This is a genomic window from Aeromonas simiae (assembly GCF_014892695.1).
In the GTDB taxonomy this organism is placed as follows: domain Bacteria; phylum Pseudomonadota; class Gammaproteobacteria; order Enterobacterales; family Aeromonadaceae; genus Aeromonas; species Aeromonas simiae.
Genome location: NZ_CP040449.1, coordinates 25989 through 44067, shown reverse-complemented (window position 1 = coordinate 44067; position 18079 = coordinate 25989). Strand labels below are relative to the sequence as shown.

General features: G+C 61.6%; 17 protein-coding genes. 8 read left to right on the top strand and 9 right to left on the bottom strand.

The genetic code is table 11. From position 1 onward, the window contains the following. Positions 1–10 precede the first annotated feature (10 nt). Together trmH and FE240_RS00205 are read left to right on the top strand one after the other, a co-directional pair. Complete coding sequence (trmH, locus tag FE240_RS00210) at positions 11–745, top strand: tRNA (guanosine(18)-2'-O)-methyltransferase TrmH (protein WP_193002906.1); 735 nt, start codon at positions 11–13, stop codon at positions 743–745. A 25-nt stretch (positions 746–770) separates the two neighbouring features. Beyond that, complete coding sequence (locus FE240_RS00205; RefSeq protein WP_193004368.1) at positions 771–1799, top strand: alpha/beta fold hydrolase; 1029 nt, start codon at positions 771–773, stop codon at positions 1797–1799. Positions 1800–1847: 48 nt separating this feature from the next. Here FE240_RS00205 and FE240_RS00200 read toward each other — a convergent pair whose 3' ends face one another. Together FE240_RS00200 and typA are read right to left on the bottom strand one after the other, a co-directional pair. Beyond that, positions 1848–2720, bottom strand: a complete 873-nt coding sequence (locus tag FE240_RS00200) for a virulence factor BrkB family protein (protein WP_042047227.1) — start codon at positions 2718–2720, stop codon at positions 1848–1850. A gap of 109 nt (positions 2721–2829) precedes the next feature. Further along, the gene (typA, locus tag FE240_RS00195; protein WP_042047225.1) at positions 2830–4653 is read right to left on the bottom strand and encodes a translational GTPase TypA; all 1824 of its coding nucleotides are present in this window, start codon (positions 4651–4653) and stop codon (positions 2830–2832) included. Positions 4654–4998: 345 nt separating this feature from the next. On the opposite strand from typA, the gene glnA reads away from it, so the two are divergent. From glnA to glnG, 4 genes are all read left to right on the top strand, one after another. Beyond that, positions 4999–6408, top strand: coding sequence for a glutamate--ammonia ligase (gene glnA / locus FE240_RS00190; RefSeq protein WP_193002905.1), 1410 nt, complete (start codon positions 4999–5001; stop codon positions 6406–6408). A 90-nt stretch (positions 6409–6498) separates the two neighbouring features. Beyond that, positions 6499–7035, top strand: coding sequence for a DUF4124 domain-containing protein (locus tag FE240_RS00185; RefSeq protein WP_193002904.1), 537 nt, complete (start codon positions 6499–6501; stop codon positions 7033–7035). Positions 7036–7111: 76 nt separating this feature from the next. Beyond that, positions 7112–8167 (top strand): nitrogen regulation protein NR(II), encoded by a 1056-nt coding sequence (gene glnL, locus FE240_RS00180; RefSeq protein WP_042049014.1) that lies wholly within the window; start codon positions 7112–7114, stop codon positions 8165–8167. A 9-nt stretch (positions 8168–8176) separates the two neighbouring features. Further along, positions 8177–9592 (top strand): nitrogen regulation protein NR(I), encoded by a 1416-nt coding sequence (gene glnG, locus FE240_RS00175; RefSeq protein ID WP_193002903.1) that lies wholly within the window; start codon positions 8177–8179, stop codon positions 9590–9592. On the opposite strand, the gene FE240_RS00170 is transcribed toward glnG, so the two are convergent. The 6 genes from FE240_RS00170 to lptM are packed head-to-tail and all read right to left on the bottom strand — an operon-like array spanning position 9593 to position 14204. Beyond that, complete coding sequence (locus tag FE240_RS00170; RefSeq protein WP_193002902.1) at positions 9593–10297, bottom strand: HAD-IA family hydrolase; 705 nt, start codon at positions 10295–10297, stop codon at positions 9593–9595. Positions 10298–10309: 12 nt separating this feature from the next. Beyond that, the gene (gene xerC, locus FE240_RS00165) at positions 10310–11233 is read right to left on the bottom strand and encodes a tyrosine recombinase XerC (RefSeq protein WP_193002901.1); all 924 of its coding nucleotides are present in this window, start codon (positions 11231–11233) and stop codon (positions 10310–10312) included. Beyond that, positions 11226–11906 (bottom strand): DUF484 family protein, encoded by a 681-nt coding sequence (locus tag FE240_RS00160; RefSeq protein WP_193002900.1) that lies wholly within the window; start codon positions 11904–11906, stop codon positions 11226–11228. Before FE240_RS00160 ends, xerC begins: the two co-directional genes overlap by 8 nt. Beyond that, positions 11903–12733: a diaminopimelate epimerase gene (gene dapF / locus FE240_RS00155; protein ID WP_193002899.1), complete on the bottom strand. Its 831-nt coding sequence runs from the start codon at positions 12731–12733 to the stop codon at positions 11903–11905. Before dapF ends, FE240_RS00160 begins: the two co-directional genes overlap by 4 nt. Positions 12734–12747: 14 nt before the next feature. Continuing rightward, positions 12748–14001, bottom strand: coding sequence for a diaminopimelate decarboxylase (lysA, locus tag FE240_RS00150; RefSeq protein WP_042049005.1), 1254 nt, complete (start codon positions 13999–14001; stop codon positions 12748–12750). Positions 14002–14021: 20 nt separating this feature from the next. After that, a complete protein-coding gene (lptM, locus tag FE240_RS00145) occupies positions 14022–14204 on the bottom strand; it encodes an LPS translocon maturation chaperone LptM (RefSeq protein WP_193002898.1) in 183 nt (60 codons plus the stop codon). A gap of 73 nt (positions 14205–14277) precedes the next feature. Between lptM and cyaY the strand changes: the two genes are divergently transcribed. Together cyaY and FE240_RS00135 are read left to right on the top strand one after the other, a co-directional pair. Continuing rightward, positions 14278–14592 (top strand): iron donor protein CyaY, encoded by a 315-nt coding sequence (gene cyaY, locus FE240_RS00140; RefSeq protein WP_042049003.1) that lies wholly within the window; start codon positions 14278–14280, stop codon positions 14590–14592. Beyond that, the gene (locus FE240_RS00135; protein WP_193002897.1) at positions 14589–15242 is read left to right on the top strand and encodes an alpha/beta hydrolase; all 654 of its coding nucleotides are present in this window, start codon (positions 14589–14591) and stop codon (positions 15240–15242) included. The genes cyaY and FE240_RS00135 overlap by 4 nt, the downstream gene beginning before the upstream one ends. Before the next feature lie 55 nt (positions 15243–15297). Here FE240_RS00135 and FE240_RS00130 read toward each other — a convergent pair whose 3' ends face one another. After that, positions 15298–17784: a class I adenylate cyclase gene (locus tag FE240_RS00130; RefSeq protein ID WP_193002896.1), complete on the bottom strand. Its 2487-nt coding sequence runs from the start codon at positions 17782–17784 to the stop codon at positions 15298–15300. Between the last annotated feature and the right edge of the window lie 295 nt (positions 17785–18079).

Genomic DNA, 18079 nt, shown 5'->3' with positions numbered 1-18079 from the left:
GAGAAACATCATGACTCCCGAACGCTTCAAGCGCATCACCGACATGCTGGCCATGCGCCAGACCGATCTCACCGTCTGCATGGAAGAGGTGCACAAGCCCCACAATCTGGCCGCCATCGTGCGCACTGCCGATGCGGTCGGCGTGCACAGGGTACATGCGGTGTGGCCGCGCAAGCGTATCGCCAAGCGCAAGGGCACCGCCCGTGGCAGCCAGAACTGGGTCGAGGTGAAGTTGCATCAGGATATTCAAGAAGCGGTGGCCGAGCTGAAGGCCTCCGGCATGCAGATCTTGGCGACCCACCTCTCCGACAGCTCGGTCGATTTTCGCGCCATCGATTACACCAAGCCGACCGCCATCCTGCTCGGTCAAGAGAAGTTCGGTATCAGTGAAGAGGCGCTGGCACTGGCCGATCACCATATCGTGGTGCCCATGGTCGGCATGGTACAGTCCCTCAATGTCTCGGTGGCCGCCGCCGCCATCCTCTACGAGGCGCAGCGCCAGCGCGAGCTGGCCGGTTGCTACACCCGTGGTTGCCCGCTGCCTCCCGAAGAGCAGAACGCCATCTTGTTCGAAGGGGGGCACCCCATCTTCGCCAGGATCTGTAAGCAAAAAGAGCTACCCTACCCTCAGCTCGACGCCGCCGGTGAGATCATCGCCGATGAGGCGTGGTGGCAGAAGGTGCAGATGTCCCGCAGCAGCTGGACACATCTGGATGATGACGAAGACGACCTGCCGGAGGCGTGATCCCCGGCCCTGCTGGAGAGCCATGATGAGAATCTGCTGGCTGCTTGTGTTTACCCTGTTGACCCCCGGAGTGTTTGCCGTGACCGTACCACTCAGCACCGAAGCACGCCTTGAGGCGCTGCACCGCGAAGCGCTGCCTGCCTTCTGGCAGGAGCATGCCGTCGAGGGGGAGTTTGCCGGCAAGGGAGGCGTCCCCATCCGCTACGCAGCCCTGCGCCACCCAAGCCGCGAGCGCGCCATCATGGTGGTCAACGGCCGGGTCGAGAGCTACCTCAAATATCAGGAGCTGGCCTGGGATCTGTGGCACCAAGGCTACAGCCTCTATCTCATCGATCACCGTGGGCAGGGCCGCTCCGGCCGCCTGCTGAGCGACCCGCAAAAGGGCTATGTCGAGTACTTTGAGGACTATGTGGACGATCTCAAGACCTTCCACGATCAGGTCGTGCAGGCGGACAAGCCTGCCAGCGTCTTCATCCTGGCTCACTCCATGGGCGGCGCCATCTCGGCGCGTTACCTCGAGCGCTGGCCTGCGGATATCCGGGCCGCCGTGCTCTCCTCACCCATGCTGGGCATCAACCTCGGCGGCCTGCCGGCCTGGCTGGCCAAGGCGCTGGCCACAGGGATCGACACGGTCGGGAGCTGGTTTGGCGAGCCCCCCTATGGGCCAGGACAGGGCAGCTATGAAGATCACGGTTTTGCCGACAATGAGCTGACCCACAGCCCACTGCGCTACCGGCTGTTTCGCGAGCAATATGAACGCACCCCTGAGGTGAAGCTGGGCGGCGCTACCGCCCACTGGATCCGCGAGGGGATATTGACGGGTGAACAGGCCATTCAGGGCGCCAGCAAGATCCACACCCCGCTGCTGCTGTTGCAGGCGGGCGAGGACAGCGTGGTGGATAATGCCGCCCAAGACGCTTTCTGTCGGGCTGCCCCTTGCGAAGGGGGGAAGCCACTGCGTATCGAGGGCGCCTGGCATGAGCTGCTCATCGAGAGCGATGAAAAGCGCCAGCAGGCGCTGGCCGCCACCCTCGATTTCCTGCGCCGCTATTGAGCCGGCATACACAATGAAAAACGGGCCCCATCGGGCCCGTTTTTGTTATCAGCCTAGCTCCTCGAGAGCCGGTTTTTCGTATTCGCCGAGGCAGGCGGTCATCTCGGCCCCGAGCAGCACCACCAACCAGCTCAGATAGACCCAGACAAACAGGATAGGCACCATGGCCAGCGCGCCATAGATGGCCTGGTAAGAGGGGAAATTGGTGATGTAGATGGCAAAGCCGCGCTTGGCCAACTCGAACAGTACGGCCGCCACCACGGCACCGATCAGGGCGTGGGTCAGCCGCACCTTGCAGGTGGGCACCACTGTGTAGACCAGCAGGAAGGCAAACACCGAGAGCAGGAACGGCAGGCCGCGCAGCAGCCAGTAGCCGAGCCCAAACAGCTGATCGGCCGAGAATAGCCGCAGGGAGACGATATAGGAGCTCACCGCTATGCTGGCGCCGATGAGCACGGGCCCCAAGGTCAAGATCATCCAGTACATGGCAAACGCCTGACCGAGCGGGCGCCCCTGCTTGGTACGCCAGATGTAGTTGAGGTTCTTGTCGATGGCCGAGATCAGCATCAGGGCGACAAACACCAGGGCGCCGATCCCCACCGCCGTGGTATTGGTCGCATTGGCAACGAAGCCGTTGATGTACTCCTGCAACATCTCACCGGCCGTGGGCACAAAGTTGTGATAGACGAACTGCTCGAGCGCCTGGCGCAGCCCCTCAAACACCGGGAACGCCGACATCATGCCGAACACCACGGCGATCATGGGCACCAAGGAGAGCAGGGTGACATAGGCGAGATAACCGGCGGTGACGGTCAGGCGATCCTGCTGGAAGCGGCACCAGACGAACTCGGCGAAATGGCGGCCATCCCGGCGCAGGAAGTGGAAAGCACCGACCAGGCCGGCACGCATGCGAGTAAGCATGAGTCTTCTCTCTGACGTTATGACTGAGGAAGTATTGTGTCAGAGCCGTCGGTGAGGCGCAAAAAAGAAGGGGGCTCAAAGGCCCCCTTCTATGGTGTTTCGCGCGGAATTAATCCTCGCTGCGTCCACGGCTGGCGCGCTTGCGATCCAGCTCGGTCAGCAGCTTCTTACGCACCCGGATGCTCTTCGGGGTCACTTCAACCAGCTCGTCGTCATCGATGAACTCGAGCGCCTGCTCCAGCGTCATCTTGATCGGGGTAGTCAGCACGATGGCCTCATCGGTGCCGGAGGCACGCATGTTGGTCAGTTGCTTGCCCTTCAGGCAGTTGACGGTCAGGTCGTTGGAGCGGGTGTGGATACCGATCACCTGGCCTTCGTATACCTCGGTAGCGTGACCGATCATCAGACGACCGCGCTCTTGCAGGTTGAACAGGGCGAAGCCCAGCGCCTTACCGGTGGCGTTGGAGATCAGCACGCCGTTCTGACGCTGGCCGATGCTGCCACCACGGTACTCACCGTAGTGATCGAAGGAGTGGTAGAGCAGACCGGTACCGGAGGTCAGGGTCATGAACTCGGTCTGGAAGCCGATCAGGCCACGCGCCGGGATGACGTAGTCGAGACGTACGCGACCCTTGCCATCCGGCACCATGTCACGCAGCTCAGCCTTACGCTCGCCCAGCTTCTCCATCACGGAGCCCTGGTTCTGCTCTTCGATGTCGACGGTCAGGGTCTCGATGGGTTCCATCTTGACGCCGTTCTCTTCACGCAGGATCACTTCCGGACGGGACACCGCCAGCTCGTAACCTTCGCGGCGCATGTTTTCAATCAGGATGCCCAGGTGCAGCTCACCACGACCGGAGACACGGAACTTGTCCGGATCTTCGGTATCTTCCACGCGCAGTGCCACGTTGTGCACCAGCTCCTGGTCGAGACGGTCACGGATGTTACGGGAGGTGACAAACTTACCCTCCTTGCCGGCGAACGGGGAGGTGTTGACCTGGAAGGTCATGGTCACGGTCGGCTCGTCCACGGTCAGCGGCGTCATGGCCTCGACAGCGGCGTTGGAGCAGATGGTGTCGGAGATCTTCAGCTCGCCAAGACCGGTGATGGCGATGATGTCGCCGGCCTGCGCGCTCTGCACTTCGGTACGTTGCAGGCCGAGGTAACCCAGCACCTGACCTACCTTGCCGGTACGGGTCTTGCCGTCGCGAGCAACGATGGTGACCTGCATGTTCGGCTTGACGCTGCCGCGATTGATGCGGCCGATACCGATAACACCCACGTAAGAGTTGTAATCCAACTGGGAGATCTGCATCTGGAACTCGCCTTCCGGATCGGCATCCGGCGGGGAGACGTGCTCAACGATGGCCTGGAACAGCGGGGTCATGTCGTCGGCCAGGGCATCCGGCTCCAGACCGGCGATGCCGTTCAGGGCAGAGGCGTAGACGATCGGGAAGTCCAGCTGCTCATCGGTGGCACCCAGGTTGTCGAACAGGTCAAATACCTGATCGATAACCCAATCCGGACGGGCGCCCGGACGGTCAACCTTGTTGACCACGACGATCGGCTTGAGACCGTGGGCAAATGCCTTCTGGGTCACAAAGCGGGTCTGCGGCATCGGGCCGTCAACGGCATCGACCAGCAGAACCACGGAGTCAACCATGGAGAGCACACGCTCTACTTCACCGCCGAAGTCGGCGTGACCCGGGGTGTCGACGATGTTGATCCGGTAATCGTTCCAGCGAATCGCGGTATTCTTGGCGAGAATGGTGATGCCACGTTCGCGTTCCAGATCGTTGGAGTCCATCACGCGTTCTTGACCTTCACTGCCGCGGTCCAGGGTACCGGACTGCTGCAGCAGTTTGTCAACCAGGGTTGTTTTGCCGTGGTCAACGTGCGCAATAATCGCAATATTGCGGAGTTTTTCTAACATTCTCGCCTCAATCACCGGGTAAAATTGGGCGCTAATTGTACTCTTGAGTTTGTGATCTTCCTAGCAGAATCGCAGCGCTCCGAAAAGACATCACCAGATACCGAAAGATAGGTATTTATGGCCTAGTGTTGCATTTGTCATCTAATGCACCATGATAGAGCACCATAATGATCCAATTACGCACCAAGATCGTGCAAGCCGCTTCATTTTGCCCTGCCAACGGGCACATTGCCCCGTGATGAGGCAATAAAATCAAGGCTTCACAAACTTGGCACGATACTCGCTTAGTTAGAATCGGACACGCACTACACCCGCTAGAGTTTTAAACACCGGAGGTTACTCAAGATGTCAGCCCAGAACGTTTTGGCCCTGATTAAGGAACACGAAGTCAAGTTTGTTGACCTGCGCTTTACCGACACCAAGGGTAAGGAGCAACACGTCTCTATTCCTTCCCACCAGGTCGACGAAGACTTCTTCGAAGATGGCAAGATGTTCGATGGCTCCTCCATCGGCGGCTGGAAGGGCATCAACGAGTCTGACATGGTGCTGATGCCGGATCCCGCCACCGCCAAGCTGGATCCCTTCACCGAAGAGACCACCCTGAACATCGTTTGTGACGTGCTCGAGCCGGCCACCATGCAAGGCTACGACCGTGACCCGCGCTCCATCGCCAAGCGCGCCGAAGATTTCCTGAAGTCCAGCGGCATCGCTGACACCGTGCTGTTCGGGCCGGAGCCGGAATTCTTCATGTTCGACAACATCACCTTCTCGACCACCATGGGTCACACCTTCGTGAAGATCGAATCCGAAGAGGCCGCATGGAACTCCGGTACCGACTACGAGCACGGTAACAAGGGTCACCGCCCGTTCGTCAAGGGGGGTTACTTCCCGGTTGCGCCGGTTGACTCCTCCCAGGACATCCGTGCCGCCATGTGCCTGATCCTGGAAGAGATGGGCCAGGTTGTTGAAGCCCACCACCACGAAGTGGCCACTGCCGGTCAGAACGAGATCGCCACCCGCTTCAACACCCTGACCTCCAAGGCTGACGAAGTACAGGTACTGAAGTACGTGATCCACAACGTGGCTCACGCCTACAACAAGACCGTGACCTTCATGCCCAAGCCCATGTTTGGTGACAACGGCTCCGGCATGCACTGCCACCAGTCCCTGGCCAAGGACGGGGTCAACCTGTTCGCCGGTGACCTGTACGGCGGTCTGTCCGAGATGGCACTGCACTACATCGGCGGTATCATCAAGCACGCTAAGGCGCTGAACGCCTTCACCAACCCGGCTACCAACTCCTACAAGCGTCTGGTGCCCGGCTACGAAGCTCCGGTCATGCTGGCCTACTCCGCCCGCAACCGCTCCGCTTCCATCCGTATCCCCATCGTGCCGAGCCCGAAGGGTCGTCGTATCGAAGTCCGCTTCCCGGATCCGTGCGCCAACCCGTACCTGGCCTTTGCAGCCCAGCTGATGGCCGGTCTGGACGGCATCATCAACAAGATCCATCCGGGCGATGCCATGGATAAGAACCTGTACGATCTGCCGGCTGAAGAAGCGGCCGAGATCCCGACCGTTGCCGGCTCGCTGGACGAAGCCCTGGCCTCTCTGGATGCCGATCGCGAGTTCCTGACCCGTGGCGGCGTGTTCAGCGATGACTTCATCAACGCCTACCTGGAGCTCAAGCAGGCTGACGTGGATCGCGTGCGCATGACCCCGCACCCGGTTGAGTTCGAGCTGTACTACTCCCTGTAAGCCGGCTCTGCCGTGGAAAACCCGCCCTCGAGGCGGGTTTTTTATTGCCGCTCTGTTAGGCTTTCTGGCAGGAAAGAGGAGGCGGGTATCATGAGAAGAGGACTCTGGCTGGTTTTTCTGACCAGCCCACTGCTGGCGGCCGAACCGGTCTATCACTGGGTGGATCGCCACGGCGTCAGCCACTACAGCGATACCCCGCAACCGGCGGCAACCCGCATCGACTTGGCCGAGCCTCCCCTGCTTGGCACAGGCCCCATGGCGGTGCAGACATCGGCTTCCTCGATGGCGGCCCCCACCCTTCCCACCCCCTCCCATCAGTTACAACTGGTGTCACCCGAGCCAGAGGCCACGATCCGCGACAACCAAGGAGTGGTGCGAATTGCCGCCCGCCTCACCCCGGCTATCACGACTCCCTTCACCCTTAAGGTCTGGCTGGATGGCCGCTTGGTCGCCAGCCAAGAGAACGCCCTGGCGCTGCAACTGCAAAACATCGACAGGGGCGCTCACCGCCTGCATCTCGACGTCGTTAGCCCAGACGGTACGATCCTTGCTAAAACCATAGAATCCAGGTTCTACCTGCACCGGGCCCGGATCGGTTCCCAGCCCAAGGCGACGCCCAGGCAATAGGGAGTGATCCGACGCACCAGAGCGGGTAGACTTCAAGCACCACTTTGGTGCAATGCACCGTTTTAGGGAGAAGACCGTGCCAGACCGCTCCTCTGATCATGCCAGGGTCGTTCTCGACAATCTGCTCACTGCCGTCATCCTCATCGACGAACAGCTGTGCATTCACTACGTCAACCCGGCAGCCGAACAACTGCTCTCGTTGAGCCAGCGCCGCCTCATCGGCCTCGAACTGCCGCAACTGCTCGAGCACATCTCCCTCGATCTGCAACGGCTGCGCCAGGGACTTGGCTCCGGACAGGGGTTTACCGACAGTGAGGTGACCCTGGTGGTTGAGGGCGAACCCCGTCTGGTCGAGATCAGCGCCACGCCGCTGGCCGACCATGAGCAGCGCCTGATGCTGGTCGAGCTGCGCAAGATCGACCAGCAGAAGAAAATCAGCCAGGAGTTGCAGCAACACGCCCAGCAGCAGGCCGCCAAGGAGCTGGTGCGCGGCCTGGCCCACGAGATCAAGAACCCGCTCGGCGGGCTACGCGGGGCGGCCCAGTTGCTGCAAAAAGAGCTGCCCGACCCCGCCTTGCGCGAATATACCGGCATCATCATCGAGCAGGCCGATCGACTGCGGCTCTTGGTCGATCGCCTGCTCGGCCCGCAGCGTCCAGGGCGCCACCAGGTGCACAACGTCCACTCGGTGCTGGAGCAGGTGCGCCGCCTGGTGGAGTTGGAGCTGCCGGCCGGGATCCGCATCGAGCGCGACTATGACCCCAGCATCCCCGACTTCGAGATGGAGGCCGACCAACTGCAGCAAGCCTTCCTCAACATAGTGCGCAACGCCGCCGAGGCCCTCGGCGAGCAGGGGGTGATCCGGCTGCGCACCCGCACCGCCTTTCAGGTGACCATCCACGGCCAGCGTTACCGGCTGGCGGCCGAGATCAAGATCATCGACAACGGCCCCGGCATCCCGGAGGGGATCCGCGACACCCTCTTCTACCCCATGGTGACCGGCAAGGAGGGAGGGACAGGGCTCGGCCTCTCCATCGCCCAGAATCTCATCGACCAGCACAAGGGGCGTATCGAGTGCATCAGCTGGCCGGGCCACACCGAATTCTGCATCTATCTTCCGCTTCGCAAATGAGGACACACCATGACAGCTAAGGTATGGATCGTCGATGACGACAGCTCGATTCGCTGGGTACTGGAGCGAGCCCTCAGCAGCGAAGGCATGATCTGCGAGTCCTTCGAGGCCGGCGAGACCCTGCTCGATGCCCTGCAACACAGGGCACCGGATGTGATCCTCTCCGACATCCGCATGCCGGGGCTGGACGGCCTCAGCCTGCTCGACCAGATCCACCTGCTGCAACCGGATCTGCCGGTCATCATCATGACCGCCCACTCGGATCTCGACAGCGCGGTCAATGCTTACCAACGCGGCGCCTTCGAATACCTGCCCAAGCCGTTCGATATCGATGAGGCGGTGGCCCTGGTGCGACGCGCCGAGAACCACCTCAAGGAGCAGCGCAGCAAGCGCCGCATCACCCAACCCGAGCAAGACAGCAGCCCCGAGATCATCGGTGAAGCGCCTGCCATGCAGGAGGTGTTCCGTGCCATCGGTCGCCTGTCGCGCTCGAGCATCTCGGTGCTCATCAACGGCCAGAGCGGCACCGGCAAGGAGCTGGTTGCCCATGCGCTACACCGCCACAGCCCGCGCTCTCACAAGCCCTTCATCGCCCTCAACATGGCGGCCATCCCCAAGGATCTCATCGAATCTGAGCTGTTCGGCCACGAGAAGGGGGCCTTCACCGGCGCCAACAACATCCGTCACGGCCGCTTCGAGCAGGCCAACGGCGGCACCCTGTTTCTCGACGAGATAGGCGACATGCCGCTCGACGTGCAGACCCGATTGCTGCGGGTGCTGGCCGACGGCCAGTTCTATCGAGTGGGGGGACACCAGCCGGTGCAGGTAGACGTGCGGATCATCGCCGCCACCCACCAGAATCTGGAGAAGCGGGTCGCCGAAGGGGACTTTCGTGAGGATCTCTTCCACCGCCTCAATGTCATCCGCATCCACATTCCTGCACTCAAGGAGCGACGTGAAGACATTCCGCAGTTGGCACGCCACTTCCTGCTGCGCGCCGCCCGCGAGCTGGGGGTCGAGCCCAAGAGCCTGCATCCGGATAGCGAGGTGTACATGAGCCGCCTGCCCTGGCCGGGCAACGTGCGTCAGCTGGAGAACGTCTGCCGCTGGCTCACCGTGATGGCGTCAGGGCAGGAGGTGCTGGTGTCGGATCTCCCCTCCGAACTGCTTCATCCGGGCGAGAGCCCGCAAGAGAGCCGCGAGGGGGGTGCTCCGCTCAACTGGCAGGAGATGTTGCAGAGCTGGGTGGCCACCCGGCTGGCGCGCGGCGAGGTGGACATCCTCTCCGATGCCCTGCCCCAGTTCGAGAAGATCATGCTGGAGACGGCGCTGGAGCACACCCATGGCCACAAGCAGGAGGCTGCCCGCCTGCTCGGCTGGGGCCGCAACACCCTGACCCGCAAGCTCAAAGAGCTCGACCTCTAGTCAGAGCAGCAGCGGGCCCAGCTCGGCCAGCCGGCTCAGCTCCACATCGGGCAGTTGGGCCGGACGGGCCAGCCCCCGCTCGTTGAGCCAGGCGCAGCGCAAACCATGGCGGCGGGCTCCGAGCAGATCGGTGATCGGGTGATCCCCCACATGCAGCACCTGCTGGGGCGGTAAGTTCAAATCCGCCAGCGCCAGGGAAAACAGATCCGCTTCCGGCTTCATCCTTCGCCCCTCACCGGCCCGGTGCACATGGCGAAAATAACCGGCCAGCCCCGCCCACTCCAGATCCAGGTTGCCGTTGGTGATGGCCACCAGCGGGTAACGCTCGGCCAACTGGCCGAGCAGTTGGTGTGTCTGCGGTGCCACCTCCACCTCCGAACGCTGCGCCATGAACAGAGTAAAGACCCGCTCGGCCTCGGCCTGCGCCTGGGCAGGCGCCATGCCACCGAGTTCGAGGCCGGCCTGCAACTGACGGCGACGGGAGAGGCTCACGTCGTGGGCCAGATCGGGTTCGGCCAGCAGCAGGGCTCGCTTGATGTCGGCCCAGCGCGCGGCATCAAGCATGGCTGTTTCCAGGTACTCCCCTCGCATGTGCGCCACCAGCCAGGCTTCCGCCCGCACCATGGTGGGGCGGTTGTCATAGAGGGTGTCGTCGAGATCGAAGGTGATGGCGCTCACCGGCTGCCATCGGCGGTAAAAACGCATGGAGGCTCCTTGTTACTCGTCCTCGTCCTGGCTGCGTTTGGCGCGGGGATGCGCCTGGTCATAAACCTTGGCCAGGTGCTGAAAATCGAGGTGGGTATAGATCTGGGTCGTGGCCAGATTGGCGTGGCCGAGCAGCTCCTGCACCGCCCGCAGATCGCCGGAAGACTCCAGCATGTGGGTAGCGAAGCTGTGGCGCAGCTTGTGCGGGTGCACATGGGCATCCAGCGCCTGGCGGTTGCCCCACTGGTCGAGGCGCAGTTGTACCGAGCGAGCGCTGATGCGCCGCTTCTGCTTGGAGAGGAACAAGGCCGGTTCGTCCGCTTGGGCAAAAGCCGGACGCATGGCCAGCCACTTGCCGAGCCACTCCACCGCCATGCGCCCTACCGGCAGCAGCCGCTGCTTGTTGCCCTTACCGGTAACCCGGATCTGGCGCTCGTCGAGCTTGAGATCCACCAGATCGAGCCCCACCAGCTCGGAAAGGCGCAGCCCGCTCGAGTAGAACAGCTCCATCATGGCGCGATCGCGCACCGCCAGCGGGTCCTGCTCGTCGATGGCGAGCAACTGATAGACCTGATCCACATCGAGATTCTTGGGCAGCGGGCGCCCCTGCTTGGGCGCCTGCACCCCACGCGCCGGATTGGCCGTTAAGCGGCCATGGCGCACCAGCCAGTCACACAGGCTGCGCAGGGCCGACAACTTGGCCGCCAGAGTGCGAGGAACCAGCCCCTCCTTGTGCAACCGAGTCAGCAGGCTGCGCACCTGACTCCCCTCCAACTGCGACCAATCCTCGACGCCGAGGGCGCTGACCCGCTCCGCCATCTGCTCGAGGTGGCGGCGATAGCTATCACGGGTATGGGCACTCAGCTGCCGCTCAACCCGTAGAAATTCGATGAAGGCCTCGATATCGGCCAGCAGGGCAGGAGCCGGCTCAGCCACGGAGCAGCTCGGGCAGGCGCAGTTGCAGCAGGCGGCCAAGCTGGCCGAGCAGCAGGGTATCGTTGTGAGGTGAGAAGTGGCCCGGATCCGAGCTGGCAAAGGCCAGCAGGCCGAGATCCCCGAGGCGCAGCAGGGCCACCGAGTTGACCAGCACATCCTGGCCGAACAGCATCTGCCGCTCCCCCAGACTGAGCCGCCCCTGATAGCTCTCCTGCCCCGGCAGGCGGGTGGTGAGCAGGGTATCAAGCTGGCGCTGGTCGGCCAGAAACAGCCCCTCCCCCTCAGCCACTTTGACCTGATTCGGGTTGAGCCAGATCCGCACCGCGGTCAGGCGCAGCTGCTGTACGAAGGCGCGCGCCAGCAAGCGGCTGAGATCGAACAGGTTATGGCATTCGAACAGATCGGCATAGACACCGGCATAGACCCGGAACAGCCGTTCGTTCTGGCTGGCCACCTGCATCAGCTCGGTGATCTCCAGCTCAAGTTGCTCGATGCGCTCACGCTGACGCTCCATCTGCAACTCGACCAGAGAGACAGCCCCCCGCTGCTCGTGTGGGATGCGGAGGCGATCCAGCAGCGGGGGGTGACGCAGAAAGAAATCAGGATGACGGGCCAGGTACTCCAGTACCTGCCCCTCGTCAGTCGCACTCTCCTGCAAGGATACTTCGCTCATAGCTCGATCTGTCCGTCAAACACATGCTCGGCCGGCCCGGTCATGAAGACGGGCGTACCCGGCCCCTTCCAGGCGATTGTCAGATCGCCGCCCGGCAACGAGACCTTGACCCGCTCCTTGAGCTTGCCGAGGCTCATGCCGACCACGGCTGCGGCGCAGGCGCCGGTACCGCAGGCCAGCGTCTCGCCGGCACCGCGCTCGAACACCCGCAACTTCACCTCACCGGCGTTGACCACCTCCATGAATCCCACGTTGACCCGCTCCGGGAAGCGCTCATGGCGCTCCAGCAGGGGGCCGAGAGTCTCCACCGGTGCCTCGGCCACCGAGGGCACCTCGATAACGCAGTGGGGGTTGCCCATGGAGACGGCACCGCACATGACGGTGTGCTCACCGGCGCGCAGCAGGTAGGTCTTCTCGGCCTTCTGGGCACGGAAAGGGATGCGGCCCGGCTCAAACTGGGGCACCCCCATGTTAACCGTCACCTGATTGCCCTGCTCCAGTTGCAGCACAATCTTGCCACGCGCCGTGCTGACCGCGATGCGATCCTTATTGATGAGCCCCTTGAGGCGCACGAAGCGGGCGAAGCAGCGAGCCCCGTTGCCGCACTGCTCCACTTCAGAGCCGTCGGCATTGAAGATGCGGTAGTGAAAGTCCTGCTCCGGATCGTAGGGCGGTTCGACCAGCAGCAGCTGGTCAAAGCCGATGCCGAAGTGGCGATCCGCCAGGCGCTTAATCACATCGTTGCTGAAGAACACCTTCTGGGTGACACCATCGACCACCATGAAGTCGTTCCCGAGCCCGTGCATCTTTGAAAATTCAATCAACATCAAGGGCTTCCGTTTTATTGAGGCAGCAGATTCTCACCCTGCCAGAGTTGCTCCAGGCGCTCGCGCTCGCGCACCAGGTAGGCCTGCTCACCATCGACCATCACCTCGGCAGCACGCGGCCGGGTGTTGTAGTTGGAGGACATCACGAAGCCGTAAGCACCGGCAGAGCGCACTGCCAGCAGAGAGCCGGCCGCAATAGCAAGCTCGCGCTCCTTACCAAGGAAGTCGCCGGTTTCGCACACCGGGCCCACCACGTCGTAGAGGGCGCGCGGATATTCCGCCCGACTGTCCACCTCGATGATGTTCATCCAGGCGCCATAGAGAGAGGGGCGCAGCAGATCGTTCATGCCGGCATCGATGAGCGCGAAGTTACGGCTCTCACCCGGCTTGAGGTACTCGACCCGGGTCAGCAGCACGCCGGCGTTGGCGGCGATGGCGCGGCCCGGCTCAAACAGGATGGTCAGCTCACGGCCGGCCAGCTTCTGCTTGAGGGCGCTGGCATAGTCGCTCGGATGGGGGGGCTGCTCGGCGCCATAGTTGACCCCGAGGCCACCACCCACGTCCAGGTGGTGAATGTGGATCCCTTCGGCCGCCAACCCATCGATGAGGCGCAGCAGCTTGTCGGTGGCCTCCATGAAGGGGGCCAGCTCGGTCAACTGCGAGCCGATGTGGCAATCCACCCCCTTGATCTCGATGTGAGCCATGGCCGCCGCCTTGCGGTAGATGGCCGGCGCCAGCTCGATCGGGATACCGAACTTGTTCTGCTTGAGACCGGTAGAGATATAAGGGTGGGTGCCGGCATCGATGTCGGGGTTAACCCGCACCGAGATCGGCGCCTTGCGGCCCATCTCACCCGCCACCCGATTCAGGCGCTCCAGCTCGGCCTCAGATTCGAGGTTGAAGCAGAAGATCTCCTTTTCGAGCGCGAAGCGCATCTCCTCTTCGCTCTTGGCGACCCCGGAGAAGACCACTTTTTTGGGGTCCCCCCCGGCCGCCAGTACCCGCGCCAGTTCACCGGCGGAGACGATGTCAAAACCGGAGCCCAAACGCGCCAGCACGTTCAGCACCCCCAAATTGGAGTTGGCCTTCACGGCGTAGCAGATAAGATGGGGAACATCACCGGCGGCCTGATCGAAGGCGTGCCAGTGGCGCTCAAGGGTGGCGCGTGAGTATACGTAAAGCGGGGTGCCATGAGTGGCGGCCAGCTCGGCAAGCCGGCACTGCTCGGCTCTCAGCTGACCGTCGGCGTCATAGTTGAAGTGATCCAAGGGGGAGGTTCCTTCCTAAATTAGTGCTGCTCGGTCCCCGGGGCAGTCTGCTCAGTGGTGGCCGGCGGCTCCTGTGGAGCGCTCGGCTGTTCTGCCTTGGGTTGTTCGACGGGAGGCATGTAGAGCGGTCCCTTGAGCCCGCAGGCGGTCAGACCCAGACAGAAGAGTGCGGCCACGAGGCCCTTGGCGAGCTGGATTGTCATAAAGGTTCGCTGTGAAAATAATTCCGGCTCTCTATAATCGCACTCACATTGTTAAAAGCAACAGGATAAACCGATGAAGGATCACGAGTATCACGCCCTGGTGGACGCCTTTTTCCAATATGTTGAAGACACGGTGGACGAGCAGTATCCCGACATCGACTGTGAACGAGCTGGCGGTATTCTGACCCTGGTCTTCGAGAACAAGAGCAAGGTGATCCTCAACAAGCAGGAGCCGTTGCACCAGATCTGGGTCGCCACCCGGGAAAATGGCTACCACTTCGATCTTAAGGGTGACAGCTGGATCGACAACCGCTTCGGCAACGAACTGAAGGCCCTGCTTGGCAAGGCATGCAGCGATCAGTCTGGCGAGCCGGTTCGTTTCCCATGATTGACCTGCATCCCAGCGGCGCTCGCCACGCCGTCATCTGGCTACATGGGCTCGGCGACTCAGGCGCCGGGCTGGCTCCCTTGGTCGACGCCTTGGCGCTGCCAGAGAGCCTGCCGGTGCGCCATCTGCTGCCAGATGCCCCGGAGCGCCCGGTGACCATCAACATGGGTTACCGGATGCGCGCCTGGTATGACATCGAGAGTTTCGACGACATAGAGCGTCGTGCCATCGTCCCCCATGTCCGGGAGAGCGCCGCCCGTATCGAGGCCCTCATCGACCAGCTAATCGGCGAAGGCTTTGCTCCCGAGCGTATCGTGCTGGCCGGCTTCTCTCAGGGAGGCGTCATTGCCTCCTTCACCGCCCTGCGCCTGCCGGTGGCATTGGCCGGATTGCTCTGCCTCTCCACCTACCTGGCTCAACCCGACACCCTGCTGGGTGAACTGACCGAAGCAGCCCGGGCCACCCCCCTCTGCTACATGCACGGCATCTATGACGATGTGGTGCCCCTTTCGCTCGGCTGGGAGGCCAAGGGCCGGTTGGAGCAGGCCGGGCTCACCCCCGAGTGGCACGAATATCCCATGCGCCACGAGATCTGCATGCCGCAACTCGGCGATCTGCGCACCTGGCTGCTAGCACGCTTAAGCGCTTGATCTCCTTATGCAAAAGGGCCTGCAACCGCAGGCCCTTTTTGTTTCCAACGAGGGATCACCCCACGTCACGGCTCGGCCCCTGGCTGCGATAGGGAATCACCTGGGGCTCACTGCCTTGATTGATGATCTCGTAGAACTGGGGCAGGTTGAAGTTGATGAAGGCACCTTCATGGCTGATCCGCTCGTTGTTCGAGGTATAGAAGCGGTTGACCCCCTGCACCAGATCGTCCTTGTTGCCGGAGAAGTGCTGGTAGACCTCGACCCGGTTCGCCTCATCGAGGATGTAGATGTTGTAACCACTGCCCTGGGTCTCGAAGAAGAACTGCACCAGCCCCTCGCTGGCGTAGGCATCGACGATGGCCGGCAGGTGCCGGCTGTGGGTCTTGTCGAGACGCAGCGGCAGGTGGTCGAGCTTGTTGTGGGAGATGTGGCGATAAAAATCGACCGCGTTCTCCAGCTTTTTCACCGACACACCACGGCGCTCGAAGAAGATACCGTACTTCTCCTGCCCGAGGGCCAGCGTCTTGACCAAGCGCGGCTTGTCGCGAGCCAGACGCAGGTCAATGCACTCGGCCAGCAGTTGTTGGAAACGGGCCCGCACCAGGGAGCGGAAGTGCTGGCTATAGCAGAACACCTCGATGCGCTCAGGGGCATCGGCATCCTGGTGCATCTTGCCAAGAATGGTGGTGAGGGCATCGACCACCGCCTCGTCACCACGAAAATGGAGGGTGCGGATCTCGCTCCAGGAGTTGCGGTAGACCAGATCGACGGTGCCCACCAGACACTCCTGGTTACGCCCGAACGAGAAAACGTCGGCGGCGTTGGCGTCAAATTCGATCACCTGACCGACCCAGTGGCTGGTCGGATCGACCTCCAGGTTGAGGAAGATGGCCAGTTGGCGGATCTCGCAGGGGCGGCTCAAGGCCAGATTGCTGGCGGCCGGGTACTTAACCGGAAAAGTGGTGGAGAGATCGCGACAGAACTGGTGCAGGTTGTCGATGTGCAGATCCGAGCCCTGGTTGAACAGGTGTACCCGGCTCTGTTGGGTCAGCAGCCCATTGAAATAGCACCAAGCGACCAGCTTGCTGATGTAGCTGTTGAACTCAAGCGGAGCACGCCCAATGATGTCGATGGGCTCGAGTGAGTGCTTGTAGAGGTACCAGCCGGCGCGGTTGAGGCGGCCATGGGGCACCTGGATGAAGCTGAGATCCGGTTCGCTCAGGTTCGGCGCGATCTTCAGGTTGATGCGTTGCACCTTGCCCGGCAGGCTCTCGAACGCGGCGTAGAGCTTGCGTGAGAGGATCCCGATGTCTTCGGGGTTGATCGACTCGCTGATGCGGTTGCGGCGAGCAAACTGGATCAGGTTGCGATAGCTCTGCATCAAGGCATCGAGCAGCTCGGCATAGGCCTCTTTCACCTCTTCCACCTTCCAGTGGCGGCGGCGATCCAGATGGTGCAGTTTCTCCTCGCTCCAACCCCAGTAGCTGACCAGCTGGCCCAGTTGCTCGCGGCGCCAGGCCGGCGCGTGATCGCTCAAGCCGTCACACACCTTGAGATAGAAGCAGCGGCGAACCAGATCGAGGCGCTGCATGTCGCCGATCGACTTAAGGTAGTTGGTCACCTTGTCGAGCATCAGACAATAGGTGTCGAGGCGATAGCTCATCACCTCATTGTTCTGGAACCAGCATTTGCTCGTGATCGACAGCAACCGGGTTTCGGGATACTCGTGGGAGTAGGCCTCCATCAACACCGTCTTGAGCACGGCTTTATAGGGGGAGTCGATCCCCTTGTAGAGCTGCCACAGCGCCGAGCCGAAGTACTCCTCGGCCGGAATACGGTTGAACGACCCCAGGTCGAGCCATTCGTCACGCTGCAACTCGCCACGCGCGAACAACCCCTGCACATACTGCTCGTAGTTCTCTTCGTATTGCAGCGGCACCAGATACCAGAGCAGGCGCTTGCCGGCCAGGCGCATGGCGCTACGGTAGAACTCGTCGAGCAGCAGCAGGTGTTGGGCGCTACCGCAACTCTCCCCTTCCATCTCTGCGCTGTTGGACTGGCGAAACTTGTTCTCGGGAATGAGGAAGAAGTTGAGTTCGACACCACGTTGCTCGGCCCAACGAGAAAGCAGCAGGCACTTGTGATCGAGCAGCTCCAAGCGCTCTTCACTCAACCCGGTCGCATGGCAAATCCAGATGTCGAGATCCGAGTGGCAGCACTGACCGATGGAGGAGGTGCTGCCCATGGTATAGAGGCCGAGGATGGAGCGATCAGAGGTAGAGAGCCCACCACTGCAATTGGCTGTCAGGCAGATATCATCGATGAAGGCCTGCTGCTCCTCATCCGGAATAAAGCTCCAGATACCATGAGGCACCTCGCCCGACACATAGCCGGGCAATAGCGGATGGTTGAAGTGCAGCAGCACAGGCAGCAGACGAAAGACCTGCTGACCGTAGCGACTCATAATACCCAACGCCCGTTCGGTCCTGAGCTGGTTCAGCTCATCATAACGACGAACGAGTGTCTCCAGATTTGCGAGCAAGGGCCTGCCTTTTATCAGATGAGAGACACCGCCAGGGGAAGGAGGGGTGTCGACAAACTGTGATCATGTTAACAATGCAATTCATGGTGGTAAACATGGACACAGATAAACCAGGGATTATTTCTTGTCCGACCAGATCCGGTTTCATTGGTAATGGTTTTATTCATTAATAATCAATATGTTGAATTATCTCTCGCTAAAATAGAAATAAATTGCATTTACACCTTTTCGGCACCGATCGCGCTTTTCCCGGCTCGCTCATGAAAGCCTGTTCAAAGGGTGGTAAGATCGTTTT